This window comes from Bacillus sp. A01H, from assembly GCF_045277205.1.
In the GTDB taxonomy this organism is placed as follows: domain Bacteria; phylum Bacillota; class Bacilli; order Bacillales; family Bacillaceae_G; genus Bacillus_A; species Bacillus_A paranthracis.
Map to the genome: position 1 here is coordinate 4,080,135 of NZ_CP117702.1, position 19,016 is coordinate 4,099,150.

Here is a 19,016-nt window from a genome sequence, read left to right on the forward strand (position 1 = left end):
CTTTTTTTATTTCTTCACTTTTCTCCGTACATCTTTTATTAATTCATCCATTGTCTTTCCTTCTGTTTGTATACGAAGCGTCTGTGCTGTTTTCCATACATTCTCTCTTTTCTTCGCTTCTTCTATAATAGTAATTTCTTTTCGTACTTCCTTTAAATCTTTCCCTTCTGTTTTCAATCCAAAATGTTCAGCTTTCGTTCGAAAATGTTGTTCAATTCGTTGTTGCATCTCTTTTTGTTCAGGATTTTCGGCGGCCTTAACTGGATCAGCGCTTATCGCTTTTAGTAAAATGAGACAAGTCATAATCGCTAATATATATTTGTGCATGTAAAATCCTCCAACCCAATGTAAATTACATATTTACTATGTACAATTGGGGCTTGGAAAATTCGTCCACCAAAATTCTTTTTTTCGCTCAAAAGCCACTAGTATCAAGCATTCACAACTATTTATTACATTTTATTTACAAAAAAAGCAAACTCTTTTATAAGTTTGCTTTTTTCTATCTTATAATGCACATTCCTCAATCTCAAATCCTAAATCTTCAATCATACCCCAGTCTGCAGTCGGTTCTTGTCCAGCTGTCGTTAAGTAGTCTCCAACAAAAATAGAGTTTGCTGCAAATAAACCAATTGGCTGTACAGAACGTAAATTGATTTCACGCCCTCCTGAAATACGAATTTCTTTCGTTGGGTTTACAAAGCGCATCATCGCCAGTACTTTTAAACATTCTACTGGTGTTAACTCTTTTTGTCCTTCAAGCGGCGTACCCTTTACAGCAACAAGGAAATTACATGGAATTGAATCGGCATCTATACGTTGTAATTCGAATGCAATTTCAGCACGCTCTTCTATTGTCTCCCCCATTCCAAAGATCGCTCCTGAACATGGTGAAATACCCGCTTGTTTCGCTTTTTGAACTGTATCAACACGATCGTCATACGTATGAGTGGAGCAAATACTTTCGTAATTATTCGCATGTGTATTTAAGTTGTGGTTATAACGGTGTACACCCGCTTCCGCTAAACGTCCTGCTTGATCTTCGTTTAAGAAACCTAAACAACAACAAATCTTTAAATCTGTCGTTTCACGAATCTCTTTAACTGCTCCAATTACGTGATTTACCTCTTTATCAGTCGGACGACGACCAGATGCCACAATACAATACGTACCCGCTTTACGGCGAATTGCTTCGTGCGCTCCTTCTACAATCTTTTCCTGCGTTAGCCATGCATATTTATCAATCGGTGCTTCTGAAATAATAGACTGTGAACAATATCCGCAATCTTCAGGGCATAATCCAGACTTCGTATTAATAATCATATTTAATTTTACTTTCTTACCAAAGTGATGGTGGCGAATGATATACGCAGCATTCATAATTTCTAAAATCTCTGTATCGTCAGCCTCTAATATCGCTATTGCATCTTCTTTCGTAATCACTTTCTCTTCTACTACGTCGTATGCAAGTTTTTTCCAATCTCTCTTTGTTTGTACTTGTTTCATTTCATCTCTTCCCCTCTTTTGTTATATGCACAAATAAAGCATGATACGTTGCCATTATCCCTTCATTTCCCGTGAAGTCTCTTTCGTATATGCGAAGCATCGCACGAAAGAGTGAGGGACTTTGACAATATGATTCTTCATTACTATTGGTCGCTCCTACTTTACGAATAGAATGTAGAAACTCCCTAACTTCTGTAAATCTCTCTATGTAACACGTTTCAGAAACATGTACATCCCCTGTTTCCATCTCACATATATGGCGCAACTGATTTTCCGAATAAAAACGTTGCCCAATCGATGTTTCATTTTGTATATTTTTTTCTTCTTTCGCCCGCTGGAACGAAGCATGCAATTCTTGAAATGTTTCCTGTCCAAATGTTGAAAAGAGTAATATCCCCTCTATAGATAAATGACGAAATAAATTTCTTATCACTTGTTTTAAATCATTTAGCCATTGAAATGTGGCATTTGAAATAATGACATCATACGTTTCTTCTAGTCGTAATCTTTCGATATCCTCACAATAAAATGTTACATTGTTTATATTTTGTCTAGTTCTCGCAACTGCAATCATACTTTCGGCAAAATCAATAGCTGTAATTTGTGCTTTCGGAAATAAGTTTGATAATTGCTCTGTAACATATCCTGTCCCGCATCCAAGTTCTAAAATACGTATCGATGAATTTGCACTATATCGCCGATTCAATGTAGAAAGTAATGAATGCGCCATCTTTTTTTGTACATTTGCATATTGATCGTAGGATACAGCTGCCACGTTAAATCGTTTTTGTAGTAACGTTTTGTTAATCATGTCGTATCCCCTCTACAAATTGAATGATTTCATTTGCGCAATATTCGAAATTCGTTACGCATAATGCATGTCCAGCCTCACTTACTACCTTGAGTGTGGCAGTTTCATTCTCAGCCATACTACATGCTGCAGACAATGGGCATATTACATCCCTCTCTCCGTGAATAAGTAGTATAGGGACGTTAATTTCTTTCAATGCTGCTCTCATATCTGTTTCTATTAAATAATCCAAACCGAATTGTAAAGACTGCATAGAATCACCTTTAAAATGTTTTACGATGTCTTCAAAACTTTTATTCTCTTTCAACTCATCTTTCGTAAACATATTTTCATAGAACCGCTTGAGCGTATCTTCTTTCCTTCTCTCCAAATTTCTTTTCAGCCGTTCTACATGCAAAGTATTCCATCCACTACTATAGTCACTTGTATTTGTAAATTTAGCAGTACCACCAATTAGCACGATACCCTTTGCCTTAATTTTTTTATAAGCTTGAATTGCCGCTAATGCTCCTAGTGACCATCCAACTAAAATTACATTTTCATCCTGTGCTACATCTATAATCCTGTTCGCAAACTCACTTTGTTCTTTCACGTTACGCCAATTAATGCATTGAACAGGATATCCTTTAAAATGGGGAAGTACTAAATCCCAAATATTTTCTTCCATTCCCCATCCAGGGATAAAAATAATCTTCAGCTCTTTCATACGAAAAGCTCCTCTTCTTTCGCAATGTGAGTAATTCGGTCAATAGCCCATTTTAAATCAGCTATTGTATGTTGCGATGTAACTGCAAAGCGAATTCGAGAACTATTAATCGGTACAGTTGGCGGACGAATTGCAATAGCTGCAATACCTACCTCTTGTAACCTTTTGCTAAACCGTAAAGCATTTTCATTTGAACCGACTACAATCGGTATAATATGAGTTGAACTATTCCCTATATCAAATCCAGCTTCTCGTAATTTGCTCCTGAAGTATTCTCCATTTGCTATAAGATTCTCTCTTCTCTTATGATCTTCTTGTACAATTTCAATTGCTTTTTGCACTGCTCCTAACGTACTTGGCGGTAAAGCTGTAGTAAAAATAAAGCTTCTCATCATATTTTGTAAATAATCTATATAAATTGCATCACCTGTCAAATACGCACCATAACACCCTAAAGCCTTGCTAAACGTCCCCATATGTATATCAATTTTTTGAGAAAGATCTTTTTCTATATGAGACAACCCTGCTCCATCAATTCCATATATTCCACTCGCATGCGCTTCATCCACTAAAATAATTGCCCCGTATTTCTCTTTCAGCTCTACTAACTCCCTCAAATACGCAGTATCACCATCCATACTAAAAACAGTATCTGTTACGATTAATTTCCGCTTTTCAGGTGACGCTGTTTTCAATAACTTCTCTAAATGATCCAAATCATTATGACGATACCTTTTATGCTCTGCCCCACTTAATATAATTCCATCAACAATGCTTGCGTGATTTAATTTGTCACTAAACACAATATCGTGACGACTCACTAATGAAGAGATCACTCCAATATTTGCGGTATATCCACTATTCACAACTAAGGCTTTTTCAGTGCCTTTCCAATCGCATATACTTCTCTCAACCTCTTCATACAGTGAATAGTTTCCTACCACGAGCCTTGATGCTGTCGCCCCAGTTCCATATTTTCTTGTACATGCGATAGCAGCTTCTTTTAACCTTTCATCTCCAGCTAACCCTAAATAATTATTTGACGCTAAATTTAGCATCCTTTTCTCATCTCGAATAAGCCATGTCTCTTCTGCTTGTTCTGTTACATGCAAATTACGATACTGCTCTCGCTCATGTAATTGTTGCAATTTAGATTGAAGATGTGTGCGCCACGTTTGATTCATTTCGGATAAGCTCCTCTAATTTTGAAATCATTATATATTCTTTAGCAGATTCCAAGACTTCTTCTCTTGTAAACTCACCTGCAAAGAATGGTAATAAACCTAAAACCGGTACCCCACTTAGCTCTTCAATCATTTCTTTATTTTCTTGCACTCTTTCCATTTCGCATTCTTTGCAGCCAGATAAAATGACACCTGCTACTGTTAAACCATATGCCTTTGCGTAAGCGATCGTTAAAACTGTATGATTTACTGTTCCTAATGTAGGGCGTGCTACTACAATAAGTGGAAGTTGTAATTCTTTTGCGAAATCAATTACTAAAGCATCCTCTGTATATGGAACAGCTAATCCACCTGCTCCTTCTACAAGTAGACTATTAAAATCTTTCAATCGTTCATTATAGTGATGAATAATGTCTTTTAACGTTACTGTCCTTCCAGCTCTTTTCATGGCAAGTCTCGGGGCAAGCGGCTCTTCAATAGAGTAAGGGCAAATTTCATCTTCTTTTGTCGGTACACCTGATAATGCCTTTAGCCTTGCTGCATCTCCTTCTGGATTTGATGCAACATGTCCACTTTGTAACGGTTTATAGACCCCTACGTTATACCCAAGTTCTCTAAATACACCTGCTAATGCACCTGCAACTACAGTTTTTCCCACTTCAGTATCCGTTGCTGTTATAAAAAAACCGCTCATTATTCTCCCTCCGTAACATCCGAGATTGCTTTATACAAAATACGTAACATATCATCAATCTCATCAATTGTAGAAGCAAGAGGGGGCATAAACACAATCGTATTACCGAGCGGGCGCAAAATCATACCTAGTTCTCTTGAGCGTTTACATACTTGAACACCGACTCTCTCTGTCCATTCAAACGCTTCTTTCGTTTCCTTATTCTTCACAAGTTCAATTCCAACCATTAACCCGCATTGACGAATGTCCCCTACATGTTTATATGCAAAGAGGTCTTCTAATTGCGTCGCCACATATTCTGTTTTACGTGCCACCTCTTCTATTAAATTTGTTTTCTCGTATAGTTCTAGATTTGCAATTGCTACCGCACACCCTAACGGATTCCCTGTATAACTATGTCCGTGGAAAAATGTTTTTTGTTCTTCATAGCCTCCTAAAAAGGCATTATAAATTTCATCTGTCGTTACAGTAATTGCAACTGGTAAATATCCGCCTGTTAAACCTTTTCCGGCTGTCAAAATATCCGGTGTTACATTTTCATGTTCACATGCAAACATTTTTCCAGTACGCCCAAATCCAGTCGCTACCTCGTCTGTAATAAATAGAACATTATATTTTGTACATAAATTACGTAGCCCTTTTAAGTATCCTTTTGGCATTGTAATCATACCGCCAGCACCTTGCATTAAAGGTTCTACAATAACCGCCGCAATCTCTTCATGTTTATCTTTCAGCAGCTCTTCCATTTCTTCTAAATGTTTTTTTACAATTTCCTCCTTATTATTTCCATAAGGAGAACGATATGTATATGGATAAGGCATTTTAATTGCTTCAAATAAAAGCGAACTATACACTTGGTGAAACAAGTCTATTGCTCCCACTGAAACAGCTCCAATTGTGTCACCATGATACGCTTCTTTTAATGTAACAAATCTTTGTTTCTTCGGTTTTCCTTTATGCTGCCAATATTGAAAGGCCATCTTAATTGCAATTTCAACAGCGCTAGAACCGGAGTCTGAATAAAACACTTTCTTCAAACCTTCTGGTACAACTTCAATTATTTTTTCGGCTAATAAAATAGATGGAACGTTAGCAAGCCCTAACATAGTAGAATGGGAAATTTTATTTAATTGCTCACGAATTGCCTCATCTAGTTCTGGCACTTGATGTCCATGAACATTTAACCAAATAGACGAAACACCGTCCCAATATTCATTTCCATTTACATCGTATAGCTTTCTTCCCTCTCCCCGTTCAATAATGACAGGATCTTCTTCTAAATAATCCTTCATTTGTGTAAATGGATGCCATACATAGGCTTTATTTTTCTCCGATAACTCTTCATATGTATATGATGGTTTGTCAGTCGTACTCTTACTAAAAGTCACAATTGTCACCCCTAATGTTAACTAGTTTATAAATATAGTTAACATTAAATCTAAATGACTGTCAATTATTTTTAAATCAAGTAGTTCTTAAAAAAGAACAACTTATCATAAGATAAGTTGTTCTACTTTCCATGTTGTATCTTTCCGATTTCTAAAATAATCTCTTCGTCTTTTTTTCCTTCTGTTTCAATTCCAAGTTGTTTTGCATGTTCAATCAATAGATCATGGCGCTTCTCAAATCTTGCGGTATTTACTTCTTTCGCAACCTCTTCTTTTGTTTTTCCTTCCGTAGAAACCCCTAGTTTATCAGCTGCTTTTTCCATCGACTTCTTCTCTTCAGCTTCTTTCGCTTTCTTCACTTCTAACTGCTGTATTTGCTTTTGCTTCGCCTGCTCTGATTCAGCTGCAAAAGCTGTGTAAATGCCAGCACTTCCGCCAATGACTAGTAAAGTGGTAAAAAGAATTATTTTTTTCTTCACTCTTTCCTCCCCTTTCAAATTCATTATAACGCACATTTTCATAGGATTAAAATCGTTCTCCTTTATTTCCCTAAAAAATCATTGAATATTTTTATTGACATGTGAGACGAATATATGATAAAAATTTAACTAACATCATATGAATCGGCATTGATAGGATTTAGTAGTATTTCGATTTCTGCTTTCAGAGAGCTGGTGGTCGGTGCGAACCAGTACAGAGCGAATTATGAATTACCCCCTGGAGCTTCTTTTGCGAAACGTAAGGAGTAGTGAAAGACGGTTATAGACCGTTATATCTAAAGAGTGGTGAAACGACACTGTTTCACAATTTAGGGTGGTACCGCGAACTTTTCGTCCCTGCATATGTTGCAGGGGCGTTTTTATTTTATGAGCGCATATCATACGACCCTTTATTTTGTGATACATTCATTTCACAAGCTAGGGTGGTACCGCGATTTCTTCGTCCCTGTATAATTATATGCAGGGACGTTTTTTTATCCATTCATTTCCGTATCATATTAAAGAAACAACAATTACCGGTAATTTGTCACAAAATTCTAAAATTTAGAAGGAAATAAACAATATTGGCGAATTTTATATAAAAAAGAGCTATTTTAGATTACTTAGGAGGGGAAAACAATGGTTTCAAAAATTGAATCTGTTCTTTTAACAGTATTTATCTTTTTCTGCATTGGCTTTAGTGTTATTCAATTAGAAGTTTCACCACACATCCCAATTTTATTTGGTATCGTTTTTTTATTAGCATTTGGATTTATGAAAAAAATTGATTGGTCTACGATGGAAAAAGGAATGATAAGTAGTATTTCAGCTGGTATTCCATCTATTTTTATATTCTTACTTGTAGGCGTATTAATTAGTGTTTGGATCGCTGCTGGAACAATTCCAACTTTAATGGTATACGGCTTCCAGCTTGTATCCCCAAAAATTTTCATTCCAACTGTTTTTGTTGTTTGTGCAATTGTTGGAACAAGTATCGGTAGTGCCTTTACAACTGCCGCAACTGTAGGACTTGCCTTTATGGGCATGGGTAGTGCTCTCGGATACGATCCTGCTCTAATCGCTGGTGCAATTATTTCTGGTGCATTCTTTGGAGATAAAATGTCTCCTTTATCTGATACAACAAATTTAGCGCCAGCTGTAACGGGTGTAGATTTATTTGAGCATATTCGTAACATGCTTTGGACAACAGTTCCAGCTTTCATTATTGCTTTTATCGCATTTTTCATTTTAGGAAGCGGTACTAGTGGAGACGTTGACTTCACAAACTTCATTAGCACATTAGAGAAAAATGCAACGATTTCTATCTTTACACTTATTCCAATTTTATTACTGTTCCTATTCGCATTTAAAAAAGTTCCAGCAGTTCCAACATTACTTGCTGGAATTATAGTAGGGATCATTATCCTATTTATATTTAAACCTAGTACTTCTTTAACTGATTTAATGAAAATTATGCAAGACGGTTACGTTTCTAAAACGGGTATGAAAGATATTGATAGCTTATTATCTCGCGGTGGCCTGCAAAGTATGATGATGTCAATCGCTCTTATTTTCCTAGCTCTTTGTATGGGAGGATTATTACAAGGAATGGGTATTATTACGCAGCTAATGAATATCATCTCTAGCTTCGTAAAAACTAGCACACGCTTAATTATTTCTACTGCTTCAACTGCAATCGGTGTGAACTTCTTACTTGGTGAGCAGTACTTATCTATCGTTTTAACAGGACAAGCATTCGCTAATAAATATGATGAAGTCGGTTTAGAACGTCGTAATTTATCACGTGTATTAGAAGATGCAGGTACAGTTATTAACCCGCTCGTACCATGGGGAGTAAGTGGCGTATTCTTATCGAACGTCCTTGGCGTTCCAACTTTTGATTACGTTCCATTCGCAATCTTCTGCTTAGCTTGTCCAGTTGTAACAATTATCGTCGGCTTTACTGGATTTGGCCTTTCATGGAAGAAGGAAAAAGCTGTAACACTTTCATAATATATCAAAAAGGATTACCTGAATCGGTAATCCTTTTTATATTTCTCCACTATCTATTTGCTTTCTTTCTTCTAAATAACAGAAGGAATCCTGCTCCAACAAACGCCAAACCTGCTCCAATTGTAGAAACAACACTTGTACCTGTTTTCGGTAAATCACGTTCTTCTTTCTTTTCACTTACAGTTGTTGTTTCTTTTACGTTTTGATTATCCGTTGTAGTTTGTCCAGATCCTGTATTATTACCTTCATCTGTTGGTGGTGTCGTTGGATTTTCTCCATTATTTCCTTCACCTGTTGGTGGTGTCGTTGGATTTTCTCCATTATTTCCTTCACCTGTTGGTGGTGTCGTTGGATTTTCTCCATTATTTCCTTCACTTGTTGGTGGTGTCGTTGGATTTTCTCCATTATTTCCTTCACCTGTTGGCGGTGTTGTTGGATTCTCTCCACCAGTTTCTTTATCATCATCGTTCTTCTTCGTTATATCAATTGCATATTTAGCAAATTCATTTTCAGATGGTCCAACATATGATATTTTTCCATCTTTCTTTATATACTTTTGTGCATTTGGTGAAGAATCGAATGTTGTATGTAATTTATCGGCAACAATCGGTTTAAACGTCCAATTTTTATCTGCTGCTGGATCAATAACTGGCGTTTCTTGCATATACTTCACAATGATTTGACGCGTTTCATCTTGTGATTGGTATACAACCTCCCCTTTGCTTACACCCGGGAACGTTTGGCTACTTCCACGATAGTTATTTGTAGCGACGATAAACTCTTGATTGTCAGCTACTGGCTTACCTTCATATGTCATATTTATAATACGATTCGTATTAGCATTTATAACTTTTCCATCTTTATCGTATTTCGCTGGTTGTGTTACATCAATTTCGTATTTTAAGCCATCTAAAATATCAAAGTTATATGTAGGGTATCCGATATTTACTAATGGCTGTTCTTCTGTTTTCTTTGGATCAATTTGATTAAACTGACCTGCAGACATTTCAAGCCATTCTTTTACTTGTGCCCCATTTACTTTTACAGCATATAACGTATTTGGATATACATATAAATCTGCCACGTTTTTAATCGCTAACGTTCCAGCTGGAATATCCGTATAATATGTAGCACCGTTTCGGCCACCCGCTTTAAATGGTGCTCCTGCAGATAAAACTGGAATTCCTTTATATTTGCTGTACTGTCCATTTTCAGCAAATAACTTTTCTACATACCATTTTTGTGCATTTGTCACAAGTTGTACAGAAGGATCATCTTGTACTAATGAGAAATAACTATTAATTGGCGCTGTCGTTTTTCCTACAGCAGTATTCACATAATCAATTGTCGCTTGGTGATCATCTTTAATTTCATTAACTAAATTTTGATCAGATTGTACGAGTGGGTTTCCTTTACTATCAGCAATCGGACGAAGTTGTGGCTTCGATTGCTCTTTTTGTACTTCCCATTTTCCATTTACTTTTTTCAATTGCATATCTATAATACCTAAGTTACTTCCAAAGACACCAGGCATTACAACTGGAACACCATTAAATACGTCCTTCACTTCAGTATGTGAATGTCCCATTAATACCGCATCTACACCAGGAACTTCTGTTAAATAATACGATGCGTTTTCCATGCCAACGTTGTAACCACTCTTATCAACACCTGAATGCGCTAGTGCAACGATAACATCGGCACCTTCTGCTTTCATTTTTGGCACCATTTTTTTCGCTGTTTCAACTATATCTTTTGCTTTCACTTTTCCTTCTAGATTTGCTTTATCCCAGTTCATAACTTGAGGTGGAACAAATCCCATTACGCCAATTTTCACTTTTTGTTTTTGACCTGATTCATCTTCTACTTCTTTTTCAAAAACATGATATGGTTTAAAGTAATTTTGATCATTCTCTTCATTATTATCTTTATCATCTTTATAGACGTTCGAGTTAATAACCGGGAATTCTGTTTTACTAATTACTTTGTTTAAATAATCTAAACCGTAGTTAAATTCATGATTCCCAAGAGAGATGACGTCATACTTCATTAAATTCATTAAACGATATAATGGGTGCGTATAACTAGGATCCACAGGCTTCTTCGGATCATTTATTTTATTCGCTACATAATCTCCAAGCGGTGTCCCTTGTAATGCATCCCCATCATCAAACAGGACAGAGTTCTTCGCTTCTTCACGCGCTTTATTCACAAGTGTTGCAGTTTGCACGAGACCTACTTTATTATCGGTTTTCGTTTGATAATAATCGTAATTCATTAAGTTAACGTGAATATCTGATGTTTCTAGAATTCGTAAGTTAACCGTACTCTCCCCAGTTTGCTCATCCGCATGAGCTGTTGCTGGCAATACTTGCGGCGCTATAACACCAATAGCAAGAGTTGCTCCAGCTAGCATTTTTTTTGACTTTTTCACAAAAAATCCCCCTTATACAATTACCAAAGAATAATGAAATGAATTTCTAGCATTCTCTAACCACATACCTTTTTTCTTCTAGTAGATACACGATTTTCATTTCACCCTACGCTAACGAGTAGTCTCCTTAAACGATCCATTAATGGAGACTAGCAATTAACGGGAGATAAAGCTCCCACTATGTAGAATTTCACCTTATCTGACATTATCATATATAATGTACTTTCATATCGTCAATATTTTTTGACATACTTCTACAAATTTTCTGTAAAGTTATTGTAAACTTTTCATAAACATATAATATGCCCTTACATTGTTAATACTGCTGAATATGATACAATTACCAATTACAAGGAGGATGAATTATGAAAAAAGTCATCTTAACAATTGTTTGTCTCCTCCTTCTAATCATTTCTTATTCTTATTTTGAAAAGAACGATGAGACAAAACAAAATGAACCCGAAGAAAAAACAGAAAAAACATCTACTCCAAGTTGGATTGATAAGCAAACAAACGATTCCTTTTATCATCTCGTACTAGGTGATTCGCTCGCCAAAGGATATGGATCGACACAAGGTGGATTTGCTGAATTAGCCTCTAAACAAATAGAAGCACAAATTCATAAACCAATTACTGTAGAAAACCTTGGGATAAACGGTCTTACAACAGATCGTCTCGCTAAAAAGGTTGAATCAGAAGATGTAAAGCAAAAAATTAGAGCAGCCAATATTATTACAATTAACATTGGGGGAAATAATTTATTTCGCTTAAATCGTGATGTCGGTGTTATAGACGGTATTAAAATGTTAAATAAAGAAAAAGCTCATTTTGAAGCGGATGTAAAAAATATTGTAAAGACAGTCCGAGATCAAAATCCGGATGCTTTACTCATTCTTTCTGAACTCTATAACCCGTTACAACTCGATGACTCCATCGCAAGTTATGCAGATATGTTTTTAGACGGATGGAATGAATCCGTTTATTCCATTGCAAAAGCAAATCAACCATCTATCGTTTTACCAATTCGCAAATTAATATCGAATGATAAGAAAGATTTACTCTTTGACCAAGTACACCCAAATGATAAAGGCTATTCGATTATTGCCGATTCCTTTACAAAAAAAGTGTTGGCCTACAAATATTAAAATTCGCATGAAACAATTCTATTTTTATAACATGTCTTTTTTGTTACAATGAGAGTGGAAGGGGGCCTTTATATGGAATCACGCGAGTGGGAACGTATTGTTGATCATCTTCTTTCGCTAGTGCCTCTTTTTTATCGCAAATTTATGCTTCCTGGAGAATTTTCTTCTCAAAGACATATGCCGCCATCACATACACAAGTATTACTGCTTCTGCATGAAAATGGCACATTAGCAGTTTCCGAAATCGGCAAGCGGCTAGCGATTTCACGGCCTAACATGACACCTCTATTAAACAAACTGATCCAAGAAGAACTAATAGAGCGTCATTATAGCGAAAAAGATCGACGGGTCATTTTAATTTCCCTGACAGCTGAAGGGAAATTGTTAGTAAATCAGTATCAACAATTCATTTTAGACAAATTAAAAGAAAATTTCCAAACGTTATCTGAGGAAGAACGTGAAAAACTCATTCACTCTCTTCAAACCATTCAAAATTTAATTTTGAAAACAAACGTATAAAGCTGCTTCTAAATAGAAGCAGCTTTATGATTCGTAATAATTGCCATAGTATACATTTGAATATGGCCATGTCGTTAAATATGGTTTTTGATCTTGCGTAGGTTGTTGCGATGGTATTTGCGGTAGTTGTTGTTGTCGATATAATTCATATTGCCTACTCGTATCATAAACCGGATAATAATTTACATATGGATATACTTGCGGTACGTAATAATAATACATTCATTCTCTCCTCCTTTTTCTTAAACATATTCAAAGGAGAAAATGAGTGTGACACTCTTTATATTTGCATGAGTGGTTCTCTCGCTCTTTTCTTTCTGTTCTTCAAACGTAACTTACGGTTCTTTTCATATAAATAATGCACAACGAAATATGAAACTACACCAAACACAACCCCTAAAATCGTCATTCCAATTAATACATACACTTCACTCTGTAATAAGCTCTTTAATATCGTAAAAATGTGACTTGAAAACAAGTCCGATATTGTAAAGGGTTCATGATGTATTTTTTGCACATGAAATGGATAAATCATTTTCCCTAGCGCATACGCAAGCGGAAATAAAACTACTGGGAGAAACGATATTTTTCCAATAATATTGCCAATCACCGCGGCAGGAAAAGATCCCTTTGCTAACCTGACGATTGGATAAAATATTAAATAGACGAGCGATGCTGTATATATAACCAACATCTCTAAACCAAAACCAATCGCAAAACCTAACGATACTTTCTTCGCTCCTTCTGGTGATCGAAGCAACTTATAATATTGAAACTTTAATATTCTCCACATCCGCTGAAAAAACGAATATGTTTTCTTAGTTGTTTTCACTCTCATCATCTCTTTAACTATATTTTTATACCTAGTATGCCCTTACACACCCCGAAAAACAAATTTCATTTCCTCTTTTATTATAGATGATATCGAAATAGTTAACTAAATATACATATGACATTTCACTGTCAACCACCCCCACTGAGATAAAACCTTTCAGTGGGGGCTTGAGTTCGAACGCTAGGTCTTTTCGTCTATCGCTAGACAGTTTGACGCTCTAGCATTCATGCTACCCTAAGGTAACACCCCAAGTATGTTTTTGGTTGGTACTGACAACAAACGATTGTTTTCCCACTTGCACCACCCTTTCGAAAAAGAGCCGTTCTCCCTTATGGAAGAAGCCACCACTGGGATGAATCCAGCGTGTGCTACAAGCCCCGACAAGTCGCGTACACATGGATGGTTGACGCACCCACTAGGCTATGCGCGAAGCAATAGCCTTACGTTTTTGCACTTCTAATAGAATCGGCGTTTTCACTTTCAGATTGTCATCCAGTTCTACAATTTTTGATTTTTTCAATGTATTCAGCGCACCATTAATATCAGCATGGATACATGTTCCTGCTTTACTTTGGTACAAACCACGCGTAATTCGTTTGCCACTAAAGCGATACTGCGTCTTATCATCCTTAGACCAAACTGGAACCGGATCCTTATCAAGAAAACTAGCTTTTGAAGTATAGCTTTCTTCTTGTTTGAAAAAGCGGATGCCTTCTTTTATGCATTTATTCTCAATTGCTGCCATCAATTTCTCAAATGGGATTTGCACAAATGTTTGATTATTCTTTTTCCCCATATGAGATTTTTGTTTCCAACCAGCGTTATACCCTACAACAATCGTATCTATATCGAATTCTTTCACTTTTTTGAACAATAGGCCTACTGTTTGTGCAATGTAACCGTTTATTTGTCTTTCTCGTTTATGCCAAAGTGCAGCAATTTTATTCGTTACAAGACGTTTAGAAAGCCCGTTTTCCATATTTTTCAGTTGTAGATTACGTATCGTTTTGTTGAAGTACTGGTTAATGGATTTTAGTTTTTTTCCATCAATTAAGAAGGCATAACCTGTATTGGTTACGCAACTTACTAATCTATCTACACCTAAATCGCAACTCAAAGCGTTACTCGTAGTCGTGGGTTGTTTCTTCACTTGAGAGACGTGCATTTCATATGTATAATGCACCTCAAAGAACCGACCTTTTTGCTTTGGTACAATCTCAATGTAGGAGATGTTTTTATTTCTTAAGTTTTTTGGCATACGTATTTTAATGGAACCGAATTTTTTTCTAAATGCAACATTCATCGGAACCATCCAATATCCGTTCTCATCCACTTTTGGCACTTGATAGATTTCAATGATTCGTTTGTCAGTGGAACGAGAATAATTCGGAAACTTCGGACGACCTGTGAACTTATCAGGATGTTTCTTCCACTGTTCCAACGCTTTAAAAAAGCTCTTCATTTCTGTAAATAAGGCTCTACGAATCGCTTGAACAGAGTTTGATTGAACGCCCGAGTAGTTCATATCAGCCTGCATGGCATTGTCCACTTCTTTTACAGTAGCCATTTTATTATCGTTCAAATAACTTTGTTTTATCGTGTACAACCCAACATTTCGCAGTGCTTTTGAACTATGCGCCATGCGCTGAAGTAAACGAAATTCTTTTGCAGTAAGGCAAGCTCGTCCGATATTCTGTTTCTGCGTGAACCGTTGCATGGTTTCTCTTTTCTTTTGTTTCCGTAATACTTTCACTACCTTCTTTCTAGCCATTGTTTTCACCACCTTTCTTAGAAAGTTCATTAAGCGTATTCATTACTTTTGGCTTAAGTAGCTGAATGATAATCATTATCTAATTTCGTTGCCTTACAATCTATTCCCTTCTTATCTACATAATATTGTAGGACAAAAAGAAACAAACATTCGCCCTCAAAAATTGTTATGAACGAAACAAAAGCGTTCAGCCTACCTACTGACGGCAATTCATCTCCACCTGAATTATTGGGTTTCACCCGTAACACAAATCAGATGGAGTCTTCTTGCCGGAAGAGATAAAAAAGTGCACCTCAAATTGTTATTCGTGTCTAACAATTGCGGTACAGTTCAAGTTGAGCAGCTTTGTTCTTATTTATTCTCCTAATGTTTGTCCCATTTCATTTATTTTTATATCAAGACGAAAAAAGCACTTGTTGCCTTTAATCGACAATCAAGTACTTTCAGTTCATATTGTTTTTAAGTTGCACTAGATTTTATCTTAACCTTAAAACTTGTATATCTTAACAATTAATATCCATTTTCTTTTCTGTTCACTTCAAATATATTTTGCTTTAGCTGTATTAGTATTTATGTTTTTATAGCTGTACAGTAACAGACACTTAAAAAACATGACTGTATAAACTACCCCTTTAAAGCTAATATCTCTTCTCTATTATAGTCGATCATTGCTAAAAAGTACTCGTCAAAATTCTCAAATCTATCTATTTCTTCACCCGCAAACCAAATTATCTCTCCTGGTCTAGAAGAATTAGGTAAACATAAAACAAATAAATCCCTATCAAATTCCGAAACTGCTATTGGTAATAGCTCCGGCCTTAAAACACCGCTTTCTTCTAAAACAACATCATCTATAGCTTCTAATAGTACCTGAGCATAATCCATTATAGCTGATTCCTTTAATTGCTCCGTACCAAATAAATCCACCGTTTGATAAAAACCTGCCCATCCATTGGCATATTGAAGAAATTCTCTATACATTAAATCAAGTTTATATCCCAATTCTTGTTCAATAATGCGAATAGATTTTTCATTTGCTCCCACCTCCGGAAAATGGTTTGGCCATATTTTTTCTACATCTTGTTTCATTAGCTCCTGCTTCACTAAAATCATTGTAGCTATCTTATCTTTCCAATTATTCATCGTCTACTCCTCCTCTACAAACTTAAATTTTGTAGGTTTATAACCAATTGAACATATTTTTATATTCTACACCCACTATAATATTTTCTGCATATAAAGGCTTAATCATTTAATTCGTTATCCTCTCTTACTTAATAAGTTTAGAGTTTTTTAATAATATACCAACTATCGACTAATGGGGGGGAGGTAATTCTTATGCAACACCTTGAAATACATATTTCCCAATGCATTGTCGTCATATTTGAATATTAATTTAAAATCATAAGTTTTTATGTGAAACTTTTTAGATTACTAAAAAACCTTGAAAGACATATAGCCAATCAAGGTTTCAATAGAATTTTACCCAATTCCATAGTATAGATTATTGATTCTTTTATTTTCTTAAAATATATACTTATATGCATAAAGTTTTATGCTAGTAGATATATAGCTGTACTAATCACTAAAATACCTTCTTAAAAATCTACTTTTTCTCCCGAATCAGTATAAACAAAATACTTTTTATTATTTTCATTTAGTAAAGTAATATCTGTGCCAATTGGCATATTAAAAATATTCATTACCGCTGGTTCTATTTCAATAATAGTTCCCCAATCACAAACTGACATATTTGATGCATCAGCAAGATATTCATCTGTATCTATTTCCGACAAAAATCTCCATCCATTATCGATAGCATTAACTGGTTGTTCTTTAATACACCATTTCACATTCCCTTTATTTTGTAAAATATTCTTAGATACAACGCTACCACCTAATCCACTACTCTTTTTCAAACAATCATCTCCAAAACTTTTTTCATATCATCTGTTCCACGTTCTTCAATTAAATCTCTTAATGAATATCCATATTTATTTTCATCATTAATATTCGGTCGTTTTCCCAAACATTTTACTATTAAATCATTTCCCTCCTTTGTTCTTTTTTTTAATACTTCTTGACATAAAGACCATATTGCAGAATTACCAAATTTTTTATCTTTTAAATTCAAATCTACCCCCATATCAACCAGCCTACAAGCTACTTCAACCGCACCTTGACAATTAATATTTGCTGCTAAATAGTGAAACTCATTACAGCCATCATTAGAAATTATATTAACCTTTGCACCATTATCCAATAGAAAGTTTGCTATATCAAACTTTCTACTAATTAATGATTTTTCAAGTAAACTAATACCATTTTTATCAATTGAATCTACAATCTCTTCAATACAGTTTCCCTCAATTTTTAGCTTCTCTAAAAATAATTTAAGATTCCCGAATTTTATAATAGTCCCATAATCAGCTTTATTAATATCCATTTATACTATCACCCTCTCATTCATACTTATGACTTCGGTTAGTACTTGGCAATTCCGGTCGATAGTTTTCAGGGTTTCTATACCACTTTAAGAACTCTTCTTTTGTAATAATCTCATTCATATACAATTCATGCATATCAGAATATTTCTCTCCTGGTATATGCCCCATATCCCATTGACCACTTCTTGTTTTAGATTTATCCCAAATTATTTCTACACCTGATGGATCATAAACTTTCCCATCGATAGAATCTTTCGCATTTTCCCACACTTCTTCAACCTGACCTTTTCCATAACTAGGCCTGCTTTTACTATATGGTTTTTTAGTAACGATACTATCCTCTGTAGCTTTTACAGTATCCTTAACTCCATTGACTTTCTCCACAGGTACTTTTTTAGCTTTATTCACAGCCTCAGCAGCCTTAGCTCATTTTAACTCCTTTACCTACTTTAGCTATCTTTCCAAAGGGTGTAAGCCCTGCTACTGCCATTCCTCCAGCAAATACTCTATCCAAAGTAGATAGTTTTTCGCCAGTAGATGGATCAATCCCATCCCAAGCACGACGAATATCATACTCACCACTTATTTCACCTACTATATCCCTAGCAAGTTTTTCACCATCAAAATCCTCTTTTTCTGACGATAGTGGTCCACACATCGCTCCTTGTTCCATTGTAACATTTTGATTATCTGTATTGCGGAATTTTTCAGCAATTCTTTTCAAATCTTCCTCTACTTTTACAAGTGAATGAATAGATGCAAAAGCTTTTGGTCTCGCATCATTGAACAGTTGAATGAACTGTTGATTAGAGGCACCAATCCACTGAAAACACAACTGATCTATTTCATTACATAAATTATTATGTATAGATTCTAATGCGATTCGGGTATTACTTGCACGATTCGCAACTTCTTCTAGCATTTCAGGTGTTACTTTAATTTGAACCATTTTTTCCCTCCCTCTCCCCATTAAAATTATGAGACAAAAAGAAAAAAATGTAAATATAGAAATTTCAGAATATTTAAAAATATTCATGTTACATAAAACCTGCTTAACGGCAAACGAAGTGTATGTGAAGTAAAA

The 19,016-nt window shown here is 35.5% G+C and carries 18 protein-coding genes, 1 pseudogene and 1 other annotated feature; of the genes and pseudogenes, 3 read left to right on the forward strand and 16 right to left on the reverse strand.

The genetic code is table 11. The features are described 5' to 3' along the window. Positions 1 to 6: 6 nt before the first annotated feature. The 8 genes from PSR14_RS21540 to PSR14_RS21575 all read right to left on the reverse strand — a co-directional run bounded on the left by PSR14_RS21540 (position 7) and on the right by PSR14_RS21575 (position 6,768). Positions 7 to 327 carry a hypothetical protein gene (locus PSR14_RS21540; RefSeq protein ID WP_000549777.1) on the reverse strand — a complete coding sequence of 107 codons (321 nt, stop codon included), beginning with the start codon at positions 325 to 327 and terminating at the stop codon, positions 7 to 9. 180 nt (positions 328 to 507) lie between these two features. Beyond that, complete coding sequence (gene bioB / locus PSR14_RS21545) at positions 508 to 1,506, reverse strand: biotin synthase (protein WP_000815866.1); 999 nt, start codon at positions 1,504 to 1,506, stop codon at positions 508 to 510. Between the two features lies 1 nt (position 1,507). Beyond that, positions 1,508 to 2,317 carry a malonyl-ACP O-methyltransferase BioC gene (gene bioC / locus PSR14_RS21550; RefSeq protein ID WP_000608931.1) on the reverse strand — a complete coding sequence of 270 codons (810 nt, stop codon included), beginning with the start codon at positions 2,315 to 2,317 and terminating at the stop codon, positions 1,508 to 1,510. After that, entirely contained in the window at positions 2,310 to 3,023 is a 714-nt protein-coding gene (locus PSR14_RS21555) for an alpha/beta fold hydrolase (RefSeq protein WP_000661275.1), read from the reverse strand. The genes bioC and PSR14_RS21555 overlap by 8 nt, the downstream gene beginning before the upstream one ends. Beyond that, positions 3,020 to 4,207: an 8-amino-7-oxononanoate synthase gene (bioF, locus tag PSR14_RS21560; RefSeq protein ID WP_061535570.1), complete on the reverse strand. Its 1,188-nt coding sequence runs from the start codon at positions 4,205 to 4,207 to the stop codon at positions 3,020 to 3,022. Before bioF ends, PSR14_RS21555 begins: the two co-directional genes overlap by 4 nt. Continuing rightward, positions 4,173 to 4,901: an ATP-dependent dethiobiotin synthetase BioD gene (bioD, locus tag PSR14_RS21565; RefSeq protein WP_061535571.1), complete on the reverse strand. Its 729-nt coding sequence runs from the start codon at positions 4,899 to 4,901 to the stop codon at positions 4,173 to 4,175. The genes bioF and bioD overlap by 35 nt, the downstream gene beginning before the upstream one ends. Next, positions 4,901 to 6,289, reverse strand: coding sequence for an adenosylmethionine--8-amino-7-oxononanoate transaminase (gene bioA, locus PSR14_RS21570; protein ID WP_061535572.1), 1,389 nt, complete (start codon positions 6,287 to 6,289; stop codon positions 4,901 to 4,903). The genes bioD and bioA overlap by 1 nt, the downstream gene beginning before the upstream one ends. 122 nt (positions 6,290 to 6,411) lie before the next feature. After that, positions 6,412 to 6,768 (reverse strand): hypothetical protein, encoded by a 357-nt coding sequence (locus PSR14_RS21575; RefSeq protein ID WP_000726889.1) that lies wholly within the window; start codon positions 6,766 to 6,768, stop codon positions 6,412 to 6,414. A gap of 141 nt (positions 6,769 to 6,909) precedes the next feature. Continuing rightward, positions 6,910 to 7,130, forward strand: a binding site (T-box leader). A gap of 277 nt (positions 7,131 to 7,407) precedes the next feature. On the opposite strand from PSR14_RS21575, the gene nhaC reads away from it, so the two are divergent. Then, a complete protein-coding gene (gene nhaC, locus PSR14_RS21580) occupies positions 7,408 to 8,781 on the forward strand; it encodes a Na+/H+ antiporter NhaC (protein ID WP_000253748.1) in 1,374 nt (457 codons plus the stop codon). Positions 8,782 to 8,830: 49 nt separating this feature from the next. Here nhaC and cpdB read toward each other — a convergent pair whose 3' ends face one another. Next, on the reverse strand, positions 8,831 to 11,215 hold the full coding sequence (gene cpdB / locus PSR14_RS21585; protein WP_048557603.1) for a bifunctional 2',3'-cyclic-nucleotide 2'-phosphodiesterase/3'-nucleotidase: 2,385 nt from the start codon (positions 11,213 to 11,215) through the stop codon (positions 8,831 to 8,833). Positions 11,216 to 11,580: 365 nt separating this feature from the next. On the opposite strand from cpdB, the gene PSR14_RS21590 reads away from it, so the two are divergent. Together PSR14_RS21590 and PSR14_RS21595 are read left to right on the forward strand one after the other, a co-directional pair. Further along, positions 11,581 to 12,360 (forward strand): GDSL-type esterase/lipase family protein, encoded by a 780-nt coding sequence (locus PSR14_RS21590; RefSeq protein WP_000755836.1) that lies wholly within the window; start codon positions 11,581 to 11,583, stop codon positions 12,358 to 12,360. 72 nt (positions 12,361 to 12,432) lie between these two features. Then, complete coding sequence (locus PSR14_RS21595) at positions 12,433 to 12,879, forward strand: MarR family winged helix-turn-helix transcriptional regulator (RefSeq protein ID WP_000445819.1); 447 nt, start codon at positions 12,433 to 12,435, stop codon at positions 12,877 to 12,879. A 24-nt stretch (positions 12,880 to 12,903) separates the two neighbouring features. Here the strand turns inward: PSR14_RS21595 and PSR14_RS21600 are convergent, their stop codons facing one another. From PSR14_RS21600 to PSR14_RS21630, 7 genes and pseudogenes are all read right to left on the reverse strand, one after another. Further along, positions 12,904 to 13,101 (reverse strand): hypothetical protein, encoded by a 198-nt coding sequence (locus tag PSR14_RS21600; protein ID WP_000291952.1) that lies wholly within the window; start codon positions 13,099 to 13,101, stop codon positions 12,904 to 12,906. Between the two features lie 58 nt (positions 13,102 to 13,159). Further along, positions 13,160 to 13,720 (reverse strand): DUF2062 domain-containing protein, encoded by a 561-nt coding sequence (locus tag PSR14_RS21605; RefSeq protein WP_073540839.1) that lies wholly within the window; start codon positions 13,718 to 13,720, stop codon positions 13,160 to 13,162. A 409-nt stretch (positions 13,721 to 14,129) separates the two neighbouring features. Then, the gene (locus PSR14_RS21610) at positions 14,130 to 15,485 is read right to left on the reverse strand and encodes an RNA-guided endonuclease TnpB family protein (RefSeq protein WP_000101508.1); all 1,356 of its coding nucleotides are present in this window, start codon (positions 15,483 to 15,485) and stop codon (positions 14,130 to 14,132) included. 624 nt (positions 15,486 to 16,109) lie between these two features. Then, positions 16,110 to 16,628 carry an SMI1/KNR4 family protein gene (locus tag PSR14_RS21615; protein WP_001067166.1) on the reverse strand — a complete coding sequence of 173 codons (519 nt, stop codon included), beginning with the start codon at positions 16,626 to 16,628 and terminating at the stop codon, positions 16,110 to 16,112. Positions 16,629 to 17,083: 455 nt separating this feature from the next. Next, positions 17,084 to 17,404 carry a DUF2185 domain-containing protein gene (locus PSR14_RS21620; protein ID WP_000749724.1) on the reverse strand — a complete coding sequence of 107 codons (321 nt, stop codon included), beginning with the start codon at positions 17,402 to 17,404 and terminating at the stop codon, positions 17,084 to 17,086. After that, positions 17,401 to 17,931, reverse strand: coding sequence for an ankyrin repeat domain-containing protein (locus PSR14_RS21625; RefSeq protein ID WP_073540837.1), 531 nt, complete (start codon positions 17,929 to 17,931; stop codon positions 17,401 to 17,403). Before PSR14_RS21625 ends, PSR14_RS21620 begins: the two co-directional genes overlap by 4 nt. 16 nt (positions 17,932 to 17,947) lie before the next feature. After that, a pseudogene (locus PSR14_RS21630) lies at positions 17,948 to 18,881 on the reverse strand (WXG100 family type VII secretion target). Positions 18,882 to 19,016 lie beyond the last annotated feature (135 nt).

Bases quoted from the DNA above. Each gene is read 5' to 3' on its own strand.
- PSR14_RS21540 (WP_000549777.1), bottom strand. From the start codon at position 327: ATGCACAAATATATATTAGCGATTATGACTTGTCTCATTTTACTAAAA.
- PSR14_RS21590 (WP_000755836.1), top strand. From the start codon at position 11,581: ATGAAAAAAGTCATCTTAACAATTGTTTGTCTCCTCCTTCTAATCATT.
- PSR14_RS21595 (WP_000445819.1), top strand. From the start codon at position 12,433: ATGGAATCACGCGAGTGGGAACGTATTGTTGATCATCTTCTTTCGCTA.
- bioD (WP_061535571.1), bottom strand. From the start codon at position 4,901: ATGAGCGGTTTTTTTATAACAGCAACGGATACTGAAGTGGGAAAAACT.
- PSR14_RS21605 (WP_073540839.1), bottom strand. From the start codon at position 13,720: ATGATGAGAGTGAAAACAACTAAGAAAACATATTCGTTTTTTCAGCGG.
- bioC (WP_000608931.1), bottom strand. From the start codon at position 2,317: ATGATTAACAAAACGTTACTACAAAAACGATTTAACGTGGCAGCTGTA.
- PSR14_RS21615 (WP_001067166.1), bottom strand. From the start codon at position 16,628: ATGAATAATTGGAAAGATAAGATAGCTACAATGATTTTAGTGAAGCAG.
- PSR14_RS21555 (WP_000661275.1), bottom strand. From the start codon at position 3,023: ATGAAAGAGCTGAAGATTATTTTTATCCCTGGATGGGGAATGGAAGAA.
- PSR14_RS21600 (WP_000291952.1), bottom strand. From the start codon at position 13,101: ATGTATTATTATTACGTACCGCAAGTATATCCATATGTAAATTATTAT.
- PSR14_RS21610 (WP_000101508.1), bottom strand. From the start codon at position 15,485: ATGGCTAGAAAGAAGGTAGTGAAAGTATTACGGAAACAAAAGAAAAGA.
- bioF (WP_061535570.1), bottom strand. From the start codon at position 4,207: ATGAATCAAACGTGGCGCACACATCTTCAATCTAAATTGCAACAATTA.
- nhaC (WP_000253748.1), top strand. From the start codon at position 7,408: ATGGTTTCAAAAATTGAATCTGTTCTTTTAACAGTATTTATCTTTTTC.
- bioB (WP_000815866.1), bottom strand. From the start codon at position 1,506: ATGAAACAAGTACAAACAAAGAGAGATTGGAAAAAACTTGCATACGAC.
- PSR14_RS21625 (WP_073540837.1), bottom strand. From the start codon at position 17,931: ATGGATATTAATAAAGCTGATTATGGGACTATTATAAAATTCGGGAAT.